Source organism: Streptosporangium sp. NPDC023963 (assembly GCF_040639135.1).
Taxonomy (GTDB): Bacteria; Actinomycetota; Actinomycetes; order Streptosporangiales; family Streptosporangiaceae; genus Streptosporangium.
The window spans coordinates 227,773-247,356 of the sequence record NZ_JBEZZK010000002.1 but is presented as its reverse complement, the minus strand read 5'-3'; the positions used below and the strand labels follow the sequence as shown (position 1 = coordinate 247,356).

At 66.5% G+C, this 19,584-nt stretch carries 16 protein-coding genes; all 16 read right to left on the bottom strand.

What is annotated here, in order from left to right:
- Positions 1-76: 76 nt before the first annotated feature.
- Positions 77-379 carry a 50S ribosomal protein L23 gene (rplW, locus tag AB0F88_RS07240; RefSeq protein ID WP_030912923.1) on the bottom strand — a complete coding sequence of 101 codons (303 nt, stop codon included), beginning with the start codon at positions 377-379 and terminating at the stop codon, positions 77-79.
- Positions 379-1,026, bottom strand: coding sequence for a 50S ribosomal protein L4 (rplD, locus tag AB0F88_RS07235; protein ID WP_344746698.1), 648 nt, complete (start codon positions 1,024-1,026; stop codon positions 379-381). Before rplD ends, rplW begins: the two co-directional genes overlap by 1 nt.
- Positions 1,023-1,676, bottom strand: a complete 654-nt coding sequence (rplC, locus tag AB0F88_RS07230) for a 50S ribosomal protein L3 (RefSeq protein ID WP_329089937.1) — start codon at positions 1,674-1,676, stop codon at positions 1,023-1,025. The genes rplD and rplC overlap by 4 nt, the downstream gene beginning before the upstream one ends.
- A 14-nt stretch (positions 1,677-1,690) precedes the next feature.
- Positions 1,691-1,999 (bottom strand): 30S ribosomal protein S10, encoded by a 309-nt coding sequence (gene rpsJ / locus AB0F88_RS07225; protein WP_030912931.1) that lies wholly within the window; start codon positions 1,997-1,999, stop codon positions 1,691-1,693.
- A gap of 334 nt (positions 2,000-2,333) precedes the next feature.
- Positions 2,334-3,527: an elongation factor Tu gene (gene tuf / locus AB0F88_RS07220; protein WP_344913796.1), complete on the bottom strand. Its 1,194-nt coding sequence runs from the start codon at positions 3,525-3,527 to the stop codon at positions 2,334-2,336.
- A gap of 160 nt (positions 3,528-3,687) precedes the next feature.
- Positions 3,688-5,787, bottom strand: a complete 2,100-nt coding sequence (fusA, locus tag AB0F88_RS07215) for an elongation factor G (RefSeq protein WP_362678399.1) — start codon at positions 5,785-5,787, stop codon at positions 3,688-3,690.
- Between the two features lie 36 nt (positions 5,788-5,823).
- Positions 5,824-6,294 (bottom strand): 30S ribosomal protein S7, encoded by a 471-nt coding sequence (gene rpsG, locus AB0F88_RS07210; protein WP_012887827.1) that lies wholly within the window; start codon positions 6,292-6,294, stop codon positions 5,824-5,826.
- Positions 6,295-6,296: 2 nt separating this feature from the next.
- Complete coding sequence (gene rpsL, locus AB0F88_RS07205; RefSeq protein ID WP_012887826.1) at positions 6,297-6,668, bottom strand: 30S ribosomal protein S12; 372 nt, start codon at positions 6,666-6,668, stop codon at positions 6,297-6,299.
- A 653-nt stretch (positions 6,669-7,321) separates the two neighbouring features.
- Positions 7,322-11,209 carry a DNA-directed RNA polymerase subunit beta' gene (locus tag AB0F88_RS07200; protein WP_362678397.1) on the bottom strand — a complete coding sequence of 1,296 codons (3,888 nt, stop codon included), beginning with the start codon at positions 11,207-11,209 and terminating at the stop codon, positions 7,322-7,324.
- A 27-nt stretch (positions 11,210-11,236) separates the two neighbouring features.
- A complete protein-coding gene (gene rpoB / locus AB0F88_RS07195) occupies positions 11,237-14,704 on the bottom strand; it encodes a DNA-directed RNA polymerase subunit beta (RefSeq protein ID WP_362678395.1) in 3,468 nt (1,155 codons plus the stop codon).
- Between the two features lie 443 nt (positions 14,705-15,147).
- Positions 15,148-15,672, bottom strand: a complete 525-nt coding sequence (locus tag AB0F88_RS07190) for a hypothetical protein (RefSeq protein ID WP_362678393.1) — start codon at positions 15,670-15,672, stop codon at positions 15,148-15,150.
- Positions 15,669-16,196: a hypothetical protein gene (locus AB0F88_RS07185; RefSeq protein ID WP_362678391.1), complete on the bottom strand. Its 528-nt coding sequence runs from the start codon at positions 16,194-16,196 to the stop codon at positions 15,669-15,671. Before AB0F88_RS07185 ends, AB0F88_RS07190 begins: the two co-directional genes overlap by 4 nt.
- Before the next feature lie 259 nt (positions 16,197-16,455).
- Positions 16,456-16,842 carry a 50S ribosomal protein L7/L12 gene (rplL, locus tag AB0F88_RS07180; RefSeq protein WP_344746616.1) on the bottom strand — a complete coding sequence of 129 codons (387 nt, stop codon included), beginning with the start codon at positions 16,840-16,842 and terminating at the stop codon, positions 16,456-16,458.
- A gap of 84 nt (positions 16,843-16,926) precedes the next feature.
- Positions 16,927-17,451 (bottom strand): 50S ribosomal protein L10, encoded by a 525-nt coding sequence (rplJ, locus tag AB0F88_RS07175; protein WP_362678388.1) that lies wholly within the window; start codon positions 17,449-17,451, stop codon positions 16,927-16,929.
- Positions 17,452-17,760: 309 nt separating this feature from the next.
- Positions 17,761-18,591 carry an LppX_LprAFG lipoprotein gene (locus AB0F88_RS07170; RefSeq protein ID WP_362678386.1) on the bottom strand — a complete coding sequence of 277 codons (831 nt, stop codon included), beginning with the start codon at positions 18,589-18,591 and terminating at the stop codon, positions 17,761-17,763.
- Between the two features lie 144 nt (positions 18,592-18,735).
- Positions 18,736-19,449 (bottom strand): 50S ribosomal protein L1, encoded by a 714-nt coding sequence (rplA, locus tag AB0F88_RS07165; RefSeq protein ID WP_362678384.1) that lies wholly within the window; start codon positions 19,447-19,449, stop codon positions 18,736-18,738.
- Positions 19,450-19,584 lie beyond the last annotated feature (135 nt).

The window sequence follows — 19,584 nt, the reverse complement described above, 5'->3', positions numbered from 1 at the left end:
TTCGTCGGTTAATCCGGTCGAATGCCCCTCACCAGGCGGCGAGGGGCTTTCTCCCTGTACTTACTGAGCGAGCGCGTCAGCCGATCTGGCCGAAGATGTCAATCCGGTCGCCCTCGACCAGGCTGACGATGGCTCGCTTGGTGGCCGGGCGCTGGCCGTAGCCGAACCTGGTCCGCTTCCGCTTGCCCTGGCGGTTGATGGTGTTGACGCTGGCGACCTTGACACCGAAGATCTTCTCAACGGCGATCTTGACCTGCGTCTTGTTGGCCGTCTTCCGCACCAGGAACGTGTACTTGTTGTGCTCGTCGATCAGGCCGTAGCTCTTCTCGGAGACAACCGGCTTGATGATGATGTCGCGCGGGTCGGCGATCTTCTCCATCAGGCGTCTTCCTTCCCGCTCTTGCTCAGACGCGCCACGATCTGGTCGTACGCGTCCTGAGTGAAGACGACGTCGTCGTAGCAGAGCACGTCGTAGGTGTTGAGCTGCCCGGCGTCCAGAAGGTGGACCTCGGGAGCGTTGCGCAGGCTCAGCCAGCTGAGCTCGTCACCCTCGTCGACGACGACCAGGACGCTGCGGGCCTTGGTGAGCCTGCGAAGCGACTCGAGAGCCGCCTTGGTCTTCGGGGTCTCCCCCTCGACCAGACCGCTGACCACGTGAACGCGGCCGCCGGTCGCCCGGTCGGACAGGGCCCCGCGCAGGGCGGCGGCCTTCATCTTCTTGGGAGTCTTCTGCGAGTAGTCCCGCGGAACCGGGCCGTGGACGGTGCCACCGCCGGTGAACTGCGGGGCGCGGGTCGAACCCTGGCGGGCGCGGCCGGTGCCCTTCTGGCGGTACGGCTTCTTGCCGCCGCCTCGGACCTCACCGCGGGTCTTCGCCTTGTGGGTGCCCTGCCGGCGAGCGGCGAGCTGGGCCACGACGACCTGGTGGATCAGCGGGATGTTGACCTTCGTGCCGAAGATGTCCTCCGGCAGGTCGACGGTGCCGGCCTTCTCACCGCGTACGTCGAGGACGTCAATGGTGCTCACTTGGCAGCCCCCTTCTTGGCGGCGGTGCGGACCAGGACCAGGCTGCCGTTGGCGCCGGGGATCGCACCCTTGATCAGGATGAGGCCCTTCTCGGCGTCCACGGCGTGGACCTTGAGGCTCTGGACGGTCGTGCGGACGTTGCCCATCCGGCCCGCCATGCGCACGCCCTTGAAGACGCGGCCGGGGGTGGCGCAGCCACCGATGGAACCGGGCGAGCGGTGCTTGCGCTGCGTACCGTGCGAGGCGCCGAGGCCCTTGAAGCCGTGGCGCTTCATGACACCCGCGAAACCCTTGCCCTTGCTCTTGCCCGTCACGTCGACGAACTGGCCGGCCTCGAAGGTGTCGGCGAGGAGCTCCTGGCCCAGGGTGTAGTCGCTCGCGTCGTCGGTGCGGATCTCCGCGAAGTAACGGCGCGGGGTGATGTCGTGCTTGCGCAGGTAGTCGCCGAGCGGCTTGTTGACCTTCCGCGGGTCGACCTGGCCGAAGCCCAGCTGGACGGCGGTGTAGCCGTCCTTCTCGGCGGTGCGGACGCGGGTCACGACGCACGGGCCAGCCTCGACGACGGTCACCGGGACCATCCGGTTGTCCGCGTCGAAGACCTGGGTCATGCCGAGCTTCTTGCCCAGGACGCCCTTGATCTTGTTAGCCATGTCAGTGCGTTCCCTCAGAGCTTGATCGAGATGTCAACGCCGGCGGGAAGGTCGAGTCGCATGAGCGAGTCGACCGTCTTCGGCGTCGGGTCGATGATGTCAATCAGCCGCTTGTGCGTGCGCATCTCAAAGTGCTCGCGGCTGTCCTTGTACTTGTGCGGCGAGCGGATGACGCAGTACACGTTCTTCTCGGTCGGCAGCGGCACCGGGCCCGCGACCTTGGCGCCAGTCCTTGTCACCGTCTCGACGATCTTCTTGGCCGAGACGTCGATGACCTCGTGGTCATAGGCCTTGAGCCGAATGCGGATCTTCTGTCCCGCCATAATGGCCTCGGTGTCCTTCACTGTCGTCTGAAAAAGTTACGTGCGGCCTGTTGCCGCTGTGTCATGGCCGGGTCCGTCCGGGACGGTCCCGCCACGTCGTGCCGGAGCACGTCTCGCCCTGGGGCGGCGTTCTCCGCACATGCCCCACGTAGCAGACGCTGTGAGTCCGCGCTTTCTTCCGTGATCTGGCAATTAGTTCGGTCATCCTTCGGCCGAACCAACTGCGAGATCACGGTTCGTGGGGTCCTGCCGGGGTCCGCGCCCTGCGGCGCGGTCCCCTCGTGGGGAGGCGGTCGGCCCTGCGTCGAGGGCCGACCGCCACTCCGCGATCGTACTACTTGATGATCTTCGTCACTCGACCCGCACCGACGGTGCGGCCACCCTCACGGATGGCGAACTTGAGACCGTCCTCCATCGCGATGGGCTGGATCAGCGCGACGTTCATCTCCGTGTTGTCGCCGGGCATGACCATCTCGGTGCCCTCGGGGAGGTTCACCACGCCGGTCACGTCGGTCGTACGGAAGTAGAACTGCGGGCGGTAGTTGTTGAAGAACGGGGTGTGGCGGCCGCCCTCGTCCTTGCTCAGGATGTAGACCTGGGCCTCGAACTCGGTGTGCGGGGTGGTCGTGCCCGGCTTGATGATGCACTGGCCGCGCTCGACGTCCTCGCGCTTGATGCCACGGAGGAGCAGACCGACGTTGTCGCCCGCCTGGCCCTCGTCGAGGAGCTTGCGGAACATCTCGACACCGGTGACCGTGGTGGTGGTCTTGGTCTCCTTGATGCCGATGATGTCGACAGTCTCGTTGACCTTGACGATGCCACGCTCGATACGGCCGGTGACGACCGTGCCACGACCGGTGATCGAGAAGACGTCCTCGATCGGCATCAGGAACGGCTTCTCGGTCTCACGGGTCGGCTCGGGGACGTTCTCGTCCACGGCGGTCATGAGCTCGATGATCGAGTCGCCCCACTTGGCGTCGCCCTCGAGCGCCTTCAGCGCCGAGACGCGGACGACCGGCAGGTCGTCGCCGGGGAACTCCTGGGCCGAGAGAAGCTCGCGGACCTCGAGCTCGACGAGCTCCAGGATCTCCTCGTCGTCCACCATGTCGGACTTGTTGAGGGCCACGACGATGTAGGGGACGCCGACCTGGCGGGCCAGGAGGACGTGCTCCTTCGTCTGCGGCATCGGACCGTCGGTGGCGGCGACCACGAGGATCGCACCGTCCATCTGAGCCGCGCCGGTGATCATGTTCTTCACGTAGTCGGCGTGACCGGGGCAGTCCACGTGGGCGTAGTGGCGCTTCTCGGTCTGGTACTCGACGTGCGCGATGGAGATCGTGATACCACGAGCCTTCTCCTCGGGCGCCTTGTCGATCTTGTCGAACGGGGTCGCCTCGTTGAGGTTCGGGAAACGCTCGTGGAGCACCTTGGTGATCGCCGCGGTCAGAGTGGTCTTGCCGTGGTCGATGTGCCCAATGGTGCCGATGTTTACGTGCGGCTTGGTCCGCTCGAACTTGGCCTTGGCCACTGCTCTCTCCTTAGAGATTCTGACGTGACTTGCGTCTTCATATTCGGGCTTGGGGAGGCCGGTTCCTCTCGGAACCGGCCGGCGAGAGGTATCTCGCCCCGCACCCCTCCGGTAGCGGGGCGACGATCTCCTCGCCTCCCGCACTCGGAACGGTGCTGAGCTACTCGCCCCGCACCTTCGCGACGATCTCCTTGGCGATGTGCGCAGGCACTTCCGCGTAGGAGTCGAACTGCATGCTGTAGCTCGCGCGTCCCTGCGTCTTGCTACGGAGGTCTCCCACGTAGCCGAACATCTCAGAGAGCGGCACGAGCGCCTTGACGATCCGGGCGCCGGAGCGCTCGTCCATCGCCTGGATCTGCCCGCGGCGACCGTTGAGGTCACCGATGACGTCACCCATGTAGTCCTCGGGCGTGGTGACCTCGACGGCCATCATCGGCTCCAGGATTACGGCGTCCGCCTTGCGCGCGGCCTCCTTGAAGGCCATCGAGCCAGCGATCTTGAAGGCCATTTCGGACGAGTCCACCTCGTGGTAGGCACCGTCCTGCAGGGTGACCTTGACCCCGACCATGGGGTATCCGGCGAGAACACCGAACTCGGCCGCCTCCTGGGCGCCCGCGTCGACCGAGGGGATGTACTCCCTCGGGATGCGGCCACCGGAGACCTTGTTCGCGAACTCGTAACCGTCGTTGCCCTCGCCCAGCGGCTCAATGTCGATGATGACCTTGGCGAACTGGCCGGAACCACCGGTCTGCTTCTTGTGGACGTAGTCGACCTTCTCCACCTTGCGGCGGATGGTCTCCCGGTAGGCCACCTGAGGCCGGCCGATGTTGGCCTCGACCTTGAACTCGCGGCGCATCCGGTCGACGAGGATCTCCAGGTGGAGCTCGCCCATACCCCAGATGACCGTCTGCCCGGTCTCGTCGTCACGACGGACCTGGAAGGACGGGTCCTCCTCGGCCAGACGCTGGATCGCGGTGCCCAGCTTCTCCTGGTCACCCTTGGTCTTGGGCTCGATGGCGACGCTGATGACCGGCGCCGGGAAGTTCATCGACTCCAGGACCACGGGGTGAGCCGGGTCCGACAGGGTGTCACCGGTGGTGGTGTCCTTCAGGCCCATGACGGCGACGATCTGACCCGCGACGGCCGACGGGCGCTCTTCGCGCTTGTTGGCGTGCATCTGGTAGATCTTGCCGATCCGCTCCTTGCGGCCCTTCACCGAGTTGACCACGGCGGTGCCGGTCTCGAGCGTGCCCGAGTAGATGCGGATGTAGGTGAGACGGCCCAGGTGCTGGTCGCTCATGATCTTGAAGGCGAGCGCGGAGAAGGGCTCGTTGACGTCGGCGTGACGCTCGATGACCTCCTCCTCCTTGCCGACCGCGTGGCCCTTGAAGGCCGGGATGTCGATCGGGGCGGGGAGGTAGGCGACGATCGCGTCGAGCAGGGGCTGGACGCCCTTGTTCTTGAACGCGGTGCCGGTCAGGACCGGGTTGATGGCGCTGGCCAGCGTGGCGCGGCGGATGGCCGCGACCAGCTGCTCCTCGGTGGGCTCGACGCCCTCCAGGAAGAGCTCCATCAGCTCGTCGTCGTTCTCGGAGACCGTCTCGACGAGCTTGTCACGCCACTCGCGAGCGATCTCGGCGTGCTCGGCCGGGATGTCGACGGTCTCGTACATCTCGCCCTTGGCCGCCTCGGCGCTCCAGAGCAGGCCCTTCATCTTGACCAGGTCGATGACGCCCTTGAAGTCGGCCTCGACGCCCCAGGGAAGCTGGATGACGGCGGGGGTCGCGTTCAGGCGGCTGATCATCATGTCGACGCAGCGGTGGAACTCCGCGCCGACCCGGTCCATCTTGTTGACGAAGCAGATCCTGGGCACTTCGTAACGGTCGGCCTGACGCCACACCGTCTCGGACTGCGGCTCGACACCGGCGACGCCGTCGAACACGGCGACGGCACCGTCGAGGACGCGGAGCGAACGCTCCACCTCGATCGTGAAGTCCACGTGGCCCGGCGTGTCGATGATGTTGATCGTGTGGCCGAGCCATTCGCAGGTCGTGGCAGCGGAGGTGATGGTGATACCACGCTCCTGCTCCTGCTCCATCCAGTCCATCGTGGCTGCGCCCTCGTGGACCTCACCGATCTTGTAGTTGATACCGGTGTAGAACAGGATGCGCTCGGTCGTCGTGGTCTTGCCCGCGTCGATGTGGGCCATGATCCCGATGTTACGGACCTTGGCCAGGTCAAGAGCGGTCGTGGTGGCCACTTCTCTCGCGTCCTCGTCGTCTCGTCGAACCCGCTGTTACCAGCGGTAGTGGGCGAAGGCCTTGTTGGACTCGGCCATCTTGTGGGTGTCCTCGCGCTTCTTGACGCTTGCGCCGAGGCCGTTGCTGGCGTCGAGCAGTTCGTTCATGAGGCGCTCGGTCATGGTCTTCTCGCGGCGGGCGCGGGAGTACTGCACCAGCCAGCGCAGGGCCAGGGTGGTGCTGCGCGCCGCGCGCACCTCGACCGGGACCTGGTAGGTCGCGCCACCGACACGGCGGCTGCGGACCTCAAGGGTGGGCTTGACGTTGTCCAGCGCGCGCTTCAGGGTGACGACCGGGTCGTTGCCGGTCTTCTCCTTGGCGCCTTCGAGGGCGCCGTACACGATGGACTGGGCGATGGATCGCTTGCCGTCCAGGAGCACCTTGTTGATGAGCGCGGTGACCAGGGGCGAGTTGTGAACCGGGTCAGCCATGAGCTGACGACGGCCAGGAGAACCCTTGCGAGGCATTCCTACTTCTCCTTCTTCGCGCCGTAACGGCTACGGGCCTGCTTGCGGTTACGGACACCCTGGGTGTCGAGCGAGCCGCGGATGATCTTGTAGCGAACACCCGGCAGGTCCTTCACACGACCACCACGGACGAGCACGATGGAGTGCTCCTGGAGGTTGTGGCCGACACCGGGGATGTAGGCCGTGACCTCGATACCGTTGGTGAGCCGGACACGCGCGACCTTGCGGAGGGCGGAGTTCGGCTTCTTCGGGGTCGTGGTGTAAACGCGCATGCAGGTGCCGCGTCGCTGAGGGCTGGCCTTGAGCGCCGGGGTCTTGGTCTTGGTGACCTTGTCCTGGCGGCCCTTGCGGACCAGCTGCTGAATCGTGGGCACCGCGTCTCCGTTCGTGCTAGCCGGTAATTCGAATGTGGTGCATTTTGCAGGTACTGCCGGTGTCATGACCTGCGGTTCTTTCATCCCCTCCGACCCACGCGGTCGGGCGTGTCGCGTAGGTTCCGCGCCACATCCCGGTTAAGGCCGGTCCGGTGGAGGAGGCCACGCGGCGCCTCTGCCGACTCCCCAATGGGAAACCTGTCGACGCGCACGCATGAAGGCCCATGAAGACATGGGCACGAAGGAAAAGACTACCCAGCCCAACGCAACACGTCAAAACGGTTGCACCTGCCAGGCGCCGGCGTTCGTGTCATGACTCCCGCGATCGGTTTCCGACCGACCGCTTCTGGGTCCGTGTCGAGTTTACCCGCCGCGGAGCACTTCTCCGGCCGTTCTCCGCATTAACGTACGGCTTTCGCCGCAACATTCCGGTCAAGAAAGGTCCACATCCCCAGCTACCGGGCCTGCGGGAAGGAAAAAGCGCCGGCGCCGGAGAAAGCCAGGTGGTGGAGGGGACGGAACGACGGCAGGCAAGGCCAGGGGCGGGGGGACGACGGCGGGGAAGGCCAGGAGACGGGGGCAGAACGACGGCGCCCGGCCCCCTTCCGGGGACCGGGCGCCGTTCGTGACCACTCTCGGCAGGCTGCGACCGCTTAGCGGTTGTACTGCCCGAAGTCGTACTCCTCCAGCGGCACGGCCTCACCGGAGCCCGAGCCGAAGGTGTAGTCGGCCGCGGAGCCGTCGTAACCGCCGACGGTGTACATGGCGGCCTTGGCCTCCTCGGTGGGCTCGACCCGGATGTTGCGGTACTGGGGCATGCCCGTACCGGCCGGGATGAGCTTTCCGATGATGACGTTCTCCTTGAGGCCGAGCAGCGAGTCCGACTTGGCGTGGATCGCCGCGTCGGTGAGCACTCGGGTCGTCTCCTGGAAGGACGCCGCGGACAGCCAGGACTCGGTGGCGAGCGAGGCCTTGGTGATGCCCATCAGCACCGGGCGTCCGGAGGCCGGCGTGCCGCCCTCCGCCACGCACTCGCGGTTGATCCGCTCGAAGCGCGGCCGCTCGACGAGCTCACCGGGCAGCATGTCGGCGTCGCCGGACTCCAGCACGTTCACGCGCTTGAGCATCTGCCGCACGATGATCTCGATGTGCTTGTCGTGGATCGACACACCCTGTGAGCGGTAGACCTGCTGGACCTCCGCCACGAGGTGCAGCTGCACGGCCCGGGGGCCGAGGATGCGCAGCACCTCGTTGGGGTTGACCGCACCGGCGATCAGCTGCTGGCCGACCGTGACGCGCTGCCCGTCGGAGACCAGCATGCGCGACCGCATCGACACCGGGTACGCGACCTCCTCGGAACCGTCGTCCGGGACGATCACGATCTTCCGCGTCTTGTCGGTCTCGTCGATGCGGACCCGGCCCTCGGCCTCGCTGATCGGGGCGACGCCCTTGGGGACGCGCGCCTCGAAGAGCTCCTGCACACGGGGCAGACCGTGGGTGATGTCGGCGCCCGCCACACCACCGGTGTGGAAGGTCCGCATCGTCAGCTGGGTGCCGGGCTCGCCGATCGACTGGGCGGCGATGATGCCGACCGCCTCGCCGACGTCCACGAGCTTGCCGGTCGCGAGCGAGCGGCCGTAGCAGGTGGCGCAGACACCGATCTTGGCCTCGCAGACGAGCGCGCTGCGGGTCCTGACGGTCTCCACACCGGCCTCGACCAGCGCGGTGACGTGGATGTCGTTGATGTCGACGCCCACCGGCACGATGATCTTGCCGTCCACCTCCACGTCCTCGGCGAGGATGCGGCCGTGCACGTTGCTCTCGGCGTTCTCCGCCTTGACCAGGTTGCCCTGGGCGTCGCGCTCGCCGACGTGCAGCGGGACGCCGCGGTCGGTGCCGCAGTCGATCTCGCGGACGATGACGTCCTGCGCGACGTCCACCAGACGACGGGTCAGGTAACCCGAGTCGGCGGTCCGCAGCGCGGTGTCCGCCAGACCCTTCCGCTGGCCGTGGGTGGAGATGAAGTACTCCAGCACCGACAGGCCCTCGCGGAACGAGGCCTTGATCGGACGCGGGATCGTCTCACCCTTGGTGTTGGACACCAGACCACGGATTCCGGAGATCTGCCGGACCTGCATCAGGTTTCCTCGGGCGCCCGACTGGACCATCATCCAGACCGGGTTGGTCTTCGGGAACGCCTTCTGCATGTCGTCGGTCACGTCACTGGTCGCGTGCGTCCAGATCTCGATGAGCTCCTGACGGCGCTCCTCGTCCGTGATCAGACCGCGCTCGTACTCGCGCTGGACCTTGTCGGCCCTGCGCTCGTACGTCTCCATGATGTCGGCCTTGTTCGGCGGCGCGATGACATCCTCGATGGAGATCGTCACACCGGCCCTGGTCGCCCAGTAGAAACCGGCGTCCTTGAGGGCGTCGAGCGCCGCGGCGACCTCGACCTTGGGGTACTTCTCGGCGAGCTCGTTGACGATGACCGACAGCTGCTTCTTGCCGACCTGCGAGTTCACGTACGGGTAGTTCGCCGGCAGGGTCTGGTTGAACAGGCACCGGCCCAGGGTGGTCTCCAGGCGGTAGCTGTCACCTGCCTCCCAGCCCTCGGGACCGGCCCAGCCGCGGGGCGGCGGGACGTCGCCCTTCATCCGGATCTGGATCAGCGACTGGATGTCCAGCTCGCGGCGGTCGAAGGCCATGAGCGCCTCCGACACCGAACCGAAGACCCGGCCCCTGCCGACGCCGTTCTCGTCCTCGTCCTTGAGCGTGGTCAGCGAGTAGAGGCCGATGATCATGTCCTGGGTGGGCATGGTCACGGGCTTGCCGTCGGCCGGCTTGAGGATGTTGTTCGTCGACAGCATCAGGATGCGGGCCTCGGCCTGCGCCTCGGCCGACAGCGGCAGGTGCACGGCCATCTGGTCACCGTCGAAGTCCGCGTTGAACGCGGTGCAGACGAGCGGGTGGATCTGGATGGCCTTGCCCTCGACCAGCTGCGGCTCGAAGGCCTGGATGCCCAGGCGGTGCAGGGTCGGCGCGCGGTTGAGCAGCACGGGGTGCTCGGTGATGACCTCTTCGAGGACGTCCCACACGACCGGCCGGGCACGCTCGACCATCCGCTTGGCCGACTTGATGTTCTGCGCGTGGTTCAGGTCGACCAGGCGCTTCATCACGAACGGCTTGAAGAGCTCCAGCGCCATCTGCTTGGGCAGACCGCACTGGTGCAGCTTCAGCTGCGGGCCGACGACGATGACCGAACGGCCGGAGTAGTCGACTCGCTTGCCCAGCAGGTTCTGGCGGAACCGGCCCTGCTTGCCCTTCAGCATGTCGCTGAGGGACTTCAGGGGACGGTTGCCGGGACCGGTGACCGGGCGACCGCGGCGGCCGTTGTCGAACAGCGCGTCGACGGCCTCCTGGAGCATCCGCTTCTCGTTGTTCACGATGATCTCGGGGGCGCCGAGGTCGAGAAGCCGCTTGAGGCGGTTGTTCCGGTTGATCACCCGGCGGTACAGGTCGTTCAGGTCCGAGGTCGCGAACCGGCCACCGTCGAGCTGCACCATCGGGCGCAGGTCCGGCGGGATGACCGGGATGCAGTCGAGGACCATCCCGTTGGGCGAGTTGCGGGTGTTCAGGAACGCCGACACGACCTTGAGACGCTTGAGCGCGCGGGCCTTCTTCTGGCCCTTGCCGCTGCGGATCGTCTCGCGCAGGTTCTCGGCCTCGAGAGCGAGGTCGAAGTTGGTCAGACGCTCCTGGATGGCCTGGGCGCCCATGCCACCGCGGAAGTAGCGGCCGAAACGGTCGCGCATCTCGCGGTAGAGCAGCTCGTCGCCCTCGAGGTCCTGGACCTTGAGGTTCTTGAAGCGGCTCCAGACCTCGTCCAGCCGGTCCAGCTCACGCTGGGCCCGGTCGCGCAGCTGCCGCATCTCGCGCTCGGCGCCCTCGCGAACCTTGCGGCGCTGGTCGCCCTTGGCGCCCGCGGCCTCAAGCTCGGCCAGGTCGGTCTCCAGCTTGCGCTGGCGAGCCTCGATGTCGGCGTCACGCCGCTGCTCGATGTGCTGCCGCTCGACGGAGATCTTCGCCTCGAGCGACGGCAGGTCACGCTCGCGCATTTCCTTGTCGACGTGCGTGATCATGTAGGCCGCGAAGTAGATGACCTTCTCGAGGTCCTTCGGGGCCAGGTCGAGCAGGTATCCCAGACGGGACGGGACACCCTTGAAGTACCAGATGTGCGTGACGGGCGCGGCCAGCTCGATGTGGCCCATCCGCTCACGACGCACCTTGGCGCGGGTCACCTCGACGCCACAGCGCTCACAGATGATGCCCTTGAAACGGACGCGCTTGTACTTACCGCAGTAGCACTCCCAGTCGCGGGTCGGACCGAAGATCTTCTCGCAGAAGAGTCCGTCCTTCTCGGGCTTGAGCGTCCGGTAGTTGATCGTTTCGGGCTTCTTCACCTCGCCGTGCGACCACTGGCGGATGTCGTCGGCGGTCGCGAGGCCGATCCGAAGCTCGTCGAAGAAGTTGACGTCGAGCACTATGTAATCCCCTCCTCAGCTTCTAGATCAGACCTCTTCGACACTGCTCGGCTCACGCCGGGACAGGTCGATGCCGAGCTCTTCCGCGGCGCGGAAGACGTCCTCGTCGGTGTCGCGCATCTCGATGGACATGCCGTCGCTGGAGAGCACCTCGACGTTCAGGCACAGCGACTGCATTTCCTTGATGAGGACCTTGAACGACTCCGGGATGCCCGGCTCGGGAATGTTCTCGCCCTTGACGATCGCCTCGTAGACCTTCACCCGGCCCAGGACGTCGTCGGACTTGATGGTCAGCAGCTCCTGCAGGGCGTAGGCGGCGCCGTAGGCCTCCAGGGCCCAGACCTCCATCTCACCGAAGCGCTGGCCGCCGAACTGGGCCTTACCGCCGAGCGGCTGCTGGGTGATCATGGAGTACGGGCCGGTCGAACGCGCGTGGATCTTGTCGTCGACCAGGTGGAGCAGCTTCAGGATGTAGATGTAGCCGACCGAGATCGGGTGCGGGAACGGCTCCCCGGAACGGCCGTCGAACAGCTGGGCCTTTCCGTTCGCGCCGACCATCCGCCCGCCGTCGCGGTTGACCAGGGTGTTGTCGAGCAGCCCGATGATCTCTTCCTCGTTGGCACCGTCGAAAACCGGCGTGGCCATGTTGGTGCGCGGCTCGACCTCGGCGAAACCCTTGTCGCGCAGCCGCTCGGCCCAGGCCTCCTGGATGCCGGTGATGTCCCACCCTCTGGCGGCGATCCACCCGAGGTGGGTCTCCAGGACCTGGCCGACGTTCATCCGGCCGGGCACGCCCAGCGGGTTGAGGATGATGTCGACGGCCGTGCCGTCCTCAAGGAACGGCATGTCCTCGACCGGAAGGATCTTGGAGATGACGCCCTTGTTGCCGTGCCGGCCGGCCAGCTTGTCGCCGTCGGTGATCTTACGCTTCTGGGCCACGTAGACGCGGACCAGCTCGTTGACGCCGGGGGGCAGCTCGTCGCCCTCCTCGCGGCTGAACACCCGGACGCCGATGACCTTGCCCTGCTCGCCGTGCGGCACCTTCAGGGAGGTGTCACGGACCTCGCGGGCCTTCTCACCGAAGATCGCGCGGAGCAGGCGCTCCTCGGGGGTGAGCTCGGTCTCGCCCTTGGGCGTGACCTTGCCGACGAGGATGTCGCCGGGGACGACCTCGGCGCCGATGCGGATGATGCCGCGCTCGTCGAGGTCGGCCAGGACCTCCTCGGAGACGTTCGGGATGTCCCGGGTGATCTCCTCGGGGCCCAGCTTGGTGTCGCGGGCGTCGACCTCGTGCTCCTCGATGTGGATCGAGGACAGGACGTCGTCCTGCACCAGACGCTGGGAGAGGATGATCGCGTCCTCGTAGTTGTGGCCCTCCCACGGCATGAACGCCACCAGCAGGTTCTTGCCCAGCGCCATCTCGCCGTCGTCGGTGCAGGGACCGTCGGCGACGACCTGGTTCACCTCGATCCGATCGCCTTCGGCGACGATCGGCTTCTGGTTGAAGCAGGTGCCCTGGTTGGAGCGCTTGAACTTGGCGACCCGGTAGGTCGTGCGGGTGCCGTCGTCGTTCATCACCGTGACGTAGTCGGCGGAGACCTCCTCGACCACGCCCGCCTTGTCGGCGGTGATGACGTCGCCGGCGTCGGTCGCGGCACGGTACTCCATGCCGGTGCCGACCAGCGGCGCCTCGCTCTTGAGCAGCGGCACCGACTGGCGCTGCATGTTGGAACCCATGAGCGCGCGGTTGGCGTCGTCGTGCTCCAGGAACGGGATCATCGCGGTCGCCACGGACACCATCTGGCGTGCCGAGACGTCCATGTAGTCGACCTCGTTGGCGCGCAGGGACTCGAACTCCCCGCCCTTCCTGCGGACGAGCACGCGCGGCTCGAGGAACGTTCCGTCAGGGCCGATCGGCGTGTTCGCCTGGGCGATGACGTGCCGGTCCTCCTCGTCCGCGGTCAGGTAGTCGACCTGGTCGGTGACCCGGCCGTCGACGACCTTGCGGTAGGGGGTCTCGACGAACCCGAAGGAGTTGACCCGGCCGAAGGAGGCCAGCGAGCCGATCAGACCGATGTTCGGTCCTTCCGGCGTCTCGATCGGGCACATGCGGCCGTAGTGCGAGGGGTGGACGTCACGGACCTCGAAGCCGGCCCGCTCACGGGACAGACCACCGGGGCCCAGCGCGGACAGACGACGCTTGTGCGTCAGGCCGGCCAGGGGGTTGGTCTGGTCCATGAACTGCGACAGCTGGGAGGTGCCGAAGAACTCCTTGATCGACGCCACGACCGGGCGGATGTTGATCAGGGTCTGCGGCGTGATCGCCTCGACGTCCTGGGTCGTCATCCGCTCGCGGACGACGCGCTCCATGCGGGCCAGGCCCAGGCGGACCTGGTTCTGGATGAGCTCGCCCACCGTGCGCAGACGGCGGTTGCCGAAGTGGTCGATGTCGTCGGTCTCGACGACGATCTCACCGTTGGCGCCGGGCATCTCGACCTCGCCGGCGTGCAGCCGGACGATGTACTCGATGGTGGCGACGATGTCGTCCTCGGTGAGCGTGCCCTGGGTGATCTCGCTGTCGACCCCGAGCTTCTTGTTAATCTTGTATCGGCCGACCTTGGCGAGGTCGTAACGCTTGGAGTTGAAGTACAGGTTCTCCAGCAGCGTCTGCGCCGACTCCTTGGTCGGCGGCTCGCCCGGGCGCAGCTTGCGGTAGATGTCGAGCAGGGCGTCGTCCTGGCCGGCCGTGTGGTCCTTCTCCAGGGTGGCGCGCATGGACTCGTACTGACCGAACCGCTCGAGGATCTGCTCGCTGGTCCAGCCGAGCGCCTTGAGCAGGACGGTGACGGCCTGCTTGCGCTTGCGGTCGATGCGGACACCGACGCTGTCGCGCTTGTCGATCTCGAACTCGAGCCAGGCGCCCCGGGAAGGGATCACCTTGCATCCATAGAGGTCCTTGTCGGAGGTCTTGTCGACACTGCGGTCGAAGTAGACGCCCGGGGACCGGACCAGCTGGGAGACGACGACACGCTCGGTGCCGTTGATGATGAAAGTGCCCTTGCCGGTCATGAGCGGGAAATCGCCCATGAACACGGTCTGGCTCTTGATCTCACCAGTGGTGTTATTGATGAACTCCGCCGTGACGAACATCGGGGCGGAGTAGGTCATGTCCTTGTCTTTGCACTCATCGACTGAGTACTTGGGCGGCTCGAACCGGTGATCGCGGAACGACAGGGACATGGTCCCGGAGAAGTCCTCGATGGGACTGATCTCCTCAAAGATCTCTTCGAGGCCCGACTGGGCCGGAACGTCCTTGCGCCCGGCCTGGCGAGCCGCCTCGACCCGCCCCTTCCACTTCTCGTTGCCGAGCAACCAGTCGAAGGACTCGGTCTGAAGAGCGAGAAGGTCAGGAACTTCTAGCGGCTCCTGAATTCGTGCGAAAGACACACGACGGGGACCGGCGGGTACGGCGAAGGCGTTGCGCGAGGCTGCCAACAGATGTCCTTCCGAGGGCTCGCGGCGGACTGACTACACGCACGCCAGACGACCATGCATCAGAGCACCAAAAGAAGCGGGTCGTCAAAGGGCAGCGCAAAGGGGCAGTGTAGCCGAACGGCATACACCTGTCCACTTCAGTCTCGCTGCAAGCTCCACGTTGGTCGCAGCATCGCCCGTCAGAGCCGAAACGTCAAGCCCGGGAGCTGACATTTCGGCCGGGAAATGGCCGAGACCTTGGGAGTTTTCCCCCCGGGTGACCTGCGTACACCACAAGGCCGGAGACGATGCCCGACCTGGTGTGGCTGACGCTGAGTCACTCGGCGGATCGAACGCTAGCCGAGGGATCGACTGACGATCGACGCTGCCATGGCCGATGTACCCAACCGTGTGCCCAACCTAAACCAAGCCTTTACTAACAATTGGGTAAAGCGACGCGCCGATCAAGGTGGTGGAGGGTCTCCGAGCAGGGTGGAGAGCTCTGAGACCAGCCAGCGGGAATCCTTCTTGACCATGATGAATCTGGCCCGGTTCTGGCTGACGACCCGGCGGGGTTCCTTCTCGCCCTCGGGGGTCCTGACGGTGCTCATGCTCATGAAGAGCAGCACCTCGACCCTGCCGAAGTCTCCGGACTCCACCGACTCCACCCCGGCCCCGGTCACCGCGGCCTGCTGCACCGTCTTCTGCCTTCTCGCCTGCGTGGCCATGCTCCTGGCCAGTTGCCGGTAGTGCAGGCTGAGTGCCCCGGTGGTGTATCCGCCCGCTCTTGCGAAATCCTGTTCGATCGTACGATAGTCGTACGACAGCATGTCGGGGGCGACCGCGCGGGCCGCGGCGAGCGCCTCCCGCCCCGCCGTCTCGTCCGCGCGCAGCCGGCTCAGGTCGGTGAACATGATCCAGACGGCCGCCGCGAGCGCGAGCGCGACGGCGACCATGAGCCCGATCGCCAGCCGGGAGGCGCGTCTCACAGCACCAGCTCCGCTTTGGACACCAGCCAGGCTCCCCCTACCTTGGTCACTTCCATGTTCCACCGGTAGAACCGCTCCTGCGGGGCGTCCTTGCTCCCGTCCCGCCGGACCACCGCGTCGCCCACCACCATCACCTGGGCGGTGCTCCCCCTCAGCGAGACCAGCCCCGAGGCCCGCAGCGCGCCTGTCTGGAGGATCTTGTCCTTGACCGTGCTCTTCCTGAGCTCCGCGGCCGTCCTGGCGTACTCGGCCCTGGCCGCGCCCGTGGAGGTGCCGAGGATGCGCCCGATGTCGTCGTCGACGCTCCTGTAGCCGACGGAGAGCAGATGAACGGCGTGGGCCCCCGCCGCCCGCAGCGCCGCCTGCCTGTCGTCAGCGGCCGTCTGGGCGTCGCGCAGGGTGGCACCGACCCAGAGCGCGGCGGCCAGCAGCCCCACGATCAACATCCCCAGCGCCGGTCCGGCGATCCTGAGCGGGCGGCGGGAGCGGCGCGAGCGACGGGAGCGGGTGGCCGGCACTGCCATGCGTCTCTCCCATCGCACGGTCTGCGGAACGCGAGCCGGCGAGCGCGGCCGCCTCGCCGCCCGGGACGGCATGCTCCCCGATCGCCGGATCATAACCCGCCACGCGGATCCACATAACGGCCTTCGCGCACATGCCCCGGGCCGTTTCACCCCGCTTCACCCCGCCCCGCCCACCCGCCCGCGGGCCGGCCGGACGCGGAAACACGAAAAGAGCGGGCCACCGGCACCAGGTGGACCCGCTCTTTTTCGATGAAACGAACTACTTGACGGTCACCGAAGCGCCGGCGCCCTCAAGGGCGGCCTTGGCCTTCTCGGCCTGCTCCTTGTTGACCTTGCCGTCGAAGACGGACTTGGGAGCACCGTCAACGAGGTCCTTGGCCTCCTTGAGGCCCAGGCTCGTCAGGGCGCGGATCTCCTTGATGACCTGGATCTTCTTCTCGCCGGCGGCCTCGAGGATGACGTCGAACTCGTCCTGCTCCTCGACCTCTTCGACAGCGGCCGCACCGGGGGCGGCGGCGGCGACGGCGACGGGGGCAGCGGCCTTGACGTCGAAGGTCTCCTCGAAGAGCTTCACGAAGTCGGACAGCTCGAGGAGAGTCATCTCCTTGAAAGCGTCGAGCAGCTCGTCGGTGCTGAGCTTCGCCATGATGGTTCCTCCATACGGATCTGAACTACTAAAGAAAGTTGGGACCGCGGTTTGCGTTAATCCCCTGTGACCGCCTGCGCGGACCTACTCGCCGGCGCCTTCGCGCTTGGCGCGCAGAGCCTCGGCCAGCTGAGCCATGTTGGTGGGCAGCGCGTTGAAGACGGCGGCCGCGTGGCCCTGCTTCGCCTTCAGTGCGCCGGCCAGCTTCGCGAGGAGAACCTCGCGCGACTCGAGGTCGGCAAGCTTGCTGATCTGGTCCGGCGTCATCGACCTGCCGTCGACGACACCGCCCTTGATGATCAGGAGGGGATTGGCCTTGGCGAAGTCACGCAGACTCTTGGCAGCCTCGACCACGTCGCCGTTGACGAACGCGATCGCCGACGGACCCGCGAGCAGGTCGTTGAGCTGGTTGAACCCGGCCTCGGTGGCCGCGATCTTGGTCAGCGTGTTCTTCACCACGGCGAACTTCGCATTCTCACCGAGGGAAACGCGCAGCTGCTTGAGCTGAGCGACGGTGAGACCGCGGTATTCGGTCAGAACGGCAGCATTGGAGCCGTCGAAGCTGCTCTTCAGCTCAGCGACAGCCGTTGCCTTTTCTGCCTTCGCCATGGGCCTCCTTCCAGATGTGCCGCCGGGGCAAAGGGCCCAGAAAAGCGAACAAGCCCCGGCGCAGGCGCACGGGGCTCACATGAGGAGGTTAGTCCAGATGAAAACTCACATCACACCTACGCGGGCCGTCCACTGACGTGGATCCTTAAGTCATCAGGCCATGCGGCTTGACGACGACCGGCGGTCTTCGGCGTTGACAGCTTACGTCCTTCCGTCCCGAATGCCAACTCGGAGTCCCTGACGGGAGACCCGCGGAAAAGGCTCGCGCCCCCGGCCGGTGGGCCGGGGGCGCGGATCCGGGGGGAAACGTCAGTTTCCGCCGCGATGCTCGGGCAGGTCGCCCACCTGGTCGGCGGGCGGGGCGGTGATCTCCACGGGCTCGTTGAAGCCCTTGAAGAGCGCCGTCAGGTTGAACGTCGCGTCCTTCTCGGAGCCGCTGAGCGTGACCTTACGGGGCAGGCTCTGGGCGTCGGCCCAGAGGTCGAACTTCACGTTCTTGGCCTGCGAGAGCTGCTCCTGGAGCTTCTCGCGCTTGGCCGGGTCGACCAGCTGGGCGGCCTCGGCGACCGGGAAGGTGCCGCTGTAGTGCGTCGTGTCGACCCCGCCGACCGTCTCGGTGCCGACCGCCTTGACGTCCTTCGACGCGGTCAGCAGCTTGACGGTGCCCGCCAGGTCGAACTGCTGGGCCTGGTCCATGAACTTCCTGATCTCGGACTGCCCCTTGGCGTCGAGCTCGCTGAGCGACACCTTGGTCCACGGCTTGGTGGTGCCGGCGAACCTGTTGATGAGCTCGGACTTCACGTAGACCGTGTCGCCCGACAGGATGGCCCGCGCCCCGCCGGGCACGTTCTGCCCGCCGAAGGTGATCGTGTCGAGCCTGATGTCCGTGGCCAGCTGGGGCTTGCTCTGGTAGAGCATGCTGCCCTGGACCTTGCCCGCGCCCTTCTCGCCGCCGCTGGCGTCGAGAACCACGTCCGCGGAGTAGGAGGTGACCTCCTGAGCCTTCTGCGCGCTCTGCTGCACCGCGTCCGCCGCGGCGAGCTTGATGTTTCCGAGGGAGCTGGTGCCCTGTGCACCGCATCCCGCGACCGCGACGAGCGCGGCCGCTCCCAGTGCAAGTGCGGGAGCCAATCGGCGCATTTCGTCTTCCACCCTTTCGTTCCCCCGATGATCCTGATAAAGACACTACGCGTTGGCAAAGCCGACCGCGTCGTCCGGGAGAACGAAGAAAGGCCTCAACCGAATGGCCATTCGGTTGAGGCCTTCCGCGGAAGACGTCTGGTATCAGGCGTCGAGCTCGGCGGTCAGCGCCCGCGTCTGGTTGGGGTCGACCTGGATGCCGGGGCCCATGGACGTGGAGAAGACGACCTTCTTGACGTAGCGTCCCTTGGCCGCGGACGGCTTGAGACGCAGCACCTCGTCGAGGGCGGCGGCGTAGTTCTCGATGAGCTGGCGCTCACCGAAGGACACCTTGCCGATGATGAAGTGCAGGTTCGCGTGCCGGTCGACACGGAACTCGATCTTGCCGCCCTTGATGTCGGTGACGGCCTTGCCGACGGCCGGGGTCACGGTGCCGGTCTTGGGGTTCGGCATCAGGCCACGGGGGCCGAGCACGCGGCCCAGACGGCCGACCTTGCCCATGAGGTCCGGGGTGGCGACGACGGCGTCGAAGTCGAGGCGGCCCTTGGCGACCTCGTCGATCAGCTCGTCGGCACCGACGATGTCGGCACCCGCGGCGCGAGCCTCCTCGGCACGGTCACCGGTCGCGAAGACCAGGACCCGGGCGGTCTTGCCGGTGCCGTGCGGGAGGTTGACGGTGCCACGGACCATCTGGTCGGCCTTGCGGGGGTCGACACCCAGCCGCAGGGCCACCTCGACGGTGGCGTCGAACTTGGCGACGCTGGTGTCCTTGGCCAGCTTGGCCGCCTGGGCCGGGCTGTACAGGGTCTCGCGGTCGACCTGCGCCGCAGCGGCGCGGTATCCCTTGCTGCGCTTCATGTGATCACTCCTGTGGATCCGAGTGTTCGTGGTGCGGGCCAGCGCCTGGCCCCTCCACTTACTTCGATGGCTGATGGTCCGCGCGATCGGGATCGCGCTCGCCGCCGGTCCTCACCGGTCTCGCGGATGCGGTTC

Excerpts from the sequence above, each read along its gene's own strand:
- rpsJ (WP_030912931.1), bottom strand. The coding sequence starts at position 1,999 with ATGGCGGGACAGAAGATCCGCATTCGGCTCAAGGCCTATGACCACGAG.
- AB0F88_RS07170 (WP_362678386.1), bottom strand. The coding sequence starts at position 18,591 with ATGCGCCGATTGGCTCCCGCACTTGCACTGGGAGCGGCCGCGCTCGTC.
- rplL (WP_344746616.1), bottom strand. The coding sequence starts at position 16,842 with ATGGCGAAGCTCAGCACCGACGAGCTGCTCGACGCTTTCAAGGAGATG.
- rplC (WP_329089937.1), bottom strand. The coding sequence starts at position 1,676 with ATGGCTAACAAGATCAAGGGCGTCCTGGGCAAGAAGCTCGGCATGACC.
- AB0F88_RS07185 (WP_362678391.1), bottom strand. The coding sequence starts at position 16,196 with ATGGCAGTGCCGGCCACCCGCTCCCGTCGCTCGCGCCGCTCCCGCCGC.
- rpsG (WP_012887827.1), bottom strand. The coding sequence starts at position 6,294 with ATGCCTCGCAAGGGTTCTCCTGGCCGTCGTCAGCTCATGGCTGACCCG.
- rplW (WP_030912923.1), bottom strand. The coding sequence starts at position 379 with ATGGAGAAGATCGCCGACCCGCGCGACATCATCATCAAGCCGGTTGTC.
- rplA (WP_362678384.1), bottom strand. The coding sequence starts at position 19,449 with ATGAAGCGCAGCAAGGGATACCGCGCCGCTGCGGCGCAGGTCGACCGC.
- rplJ (WP_362678388.1), bottom strand. The coding sequence starts at position 17,451 with ATGGCGAAGGCAGAAAAGGCAACGGCTGTCGCTGAGCTGAAGAGCAGC.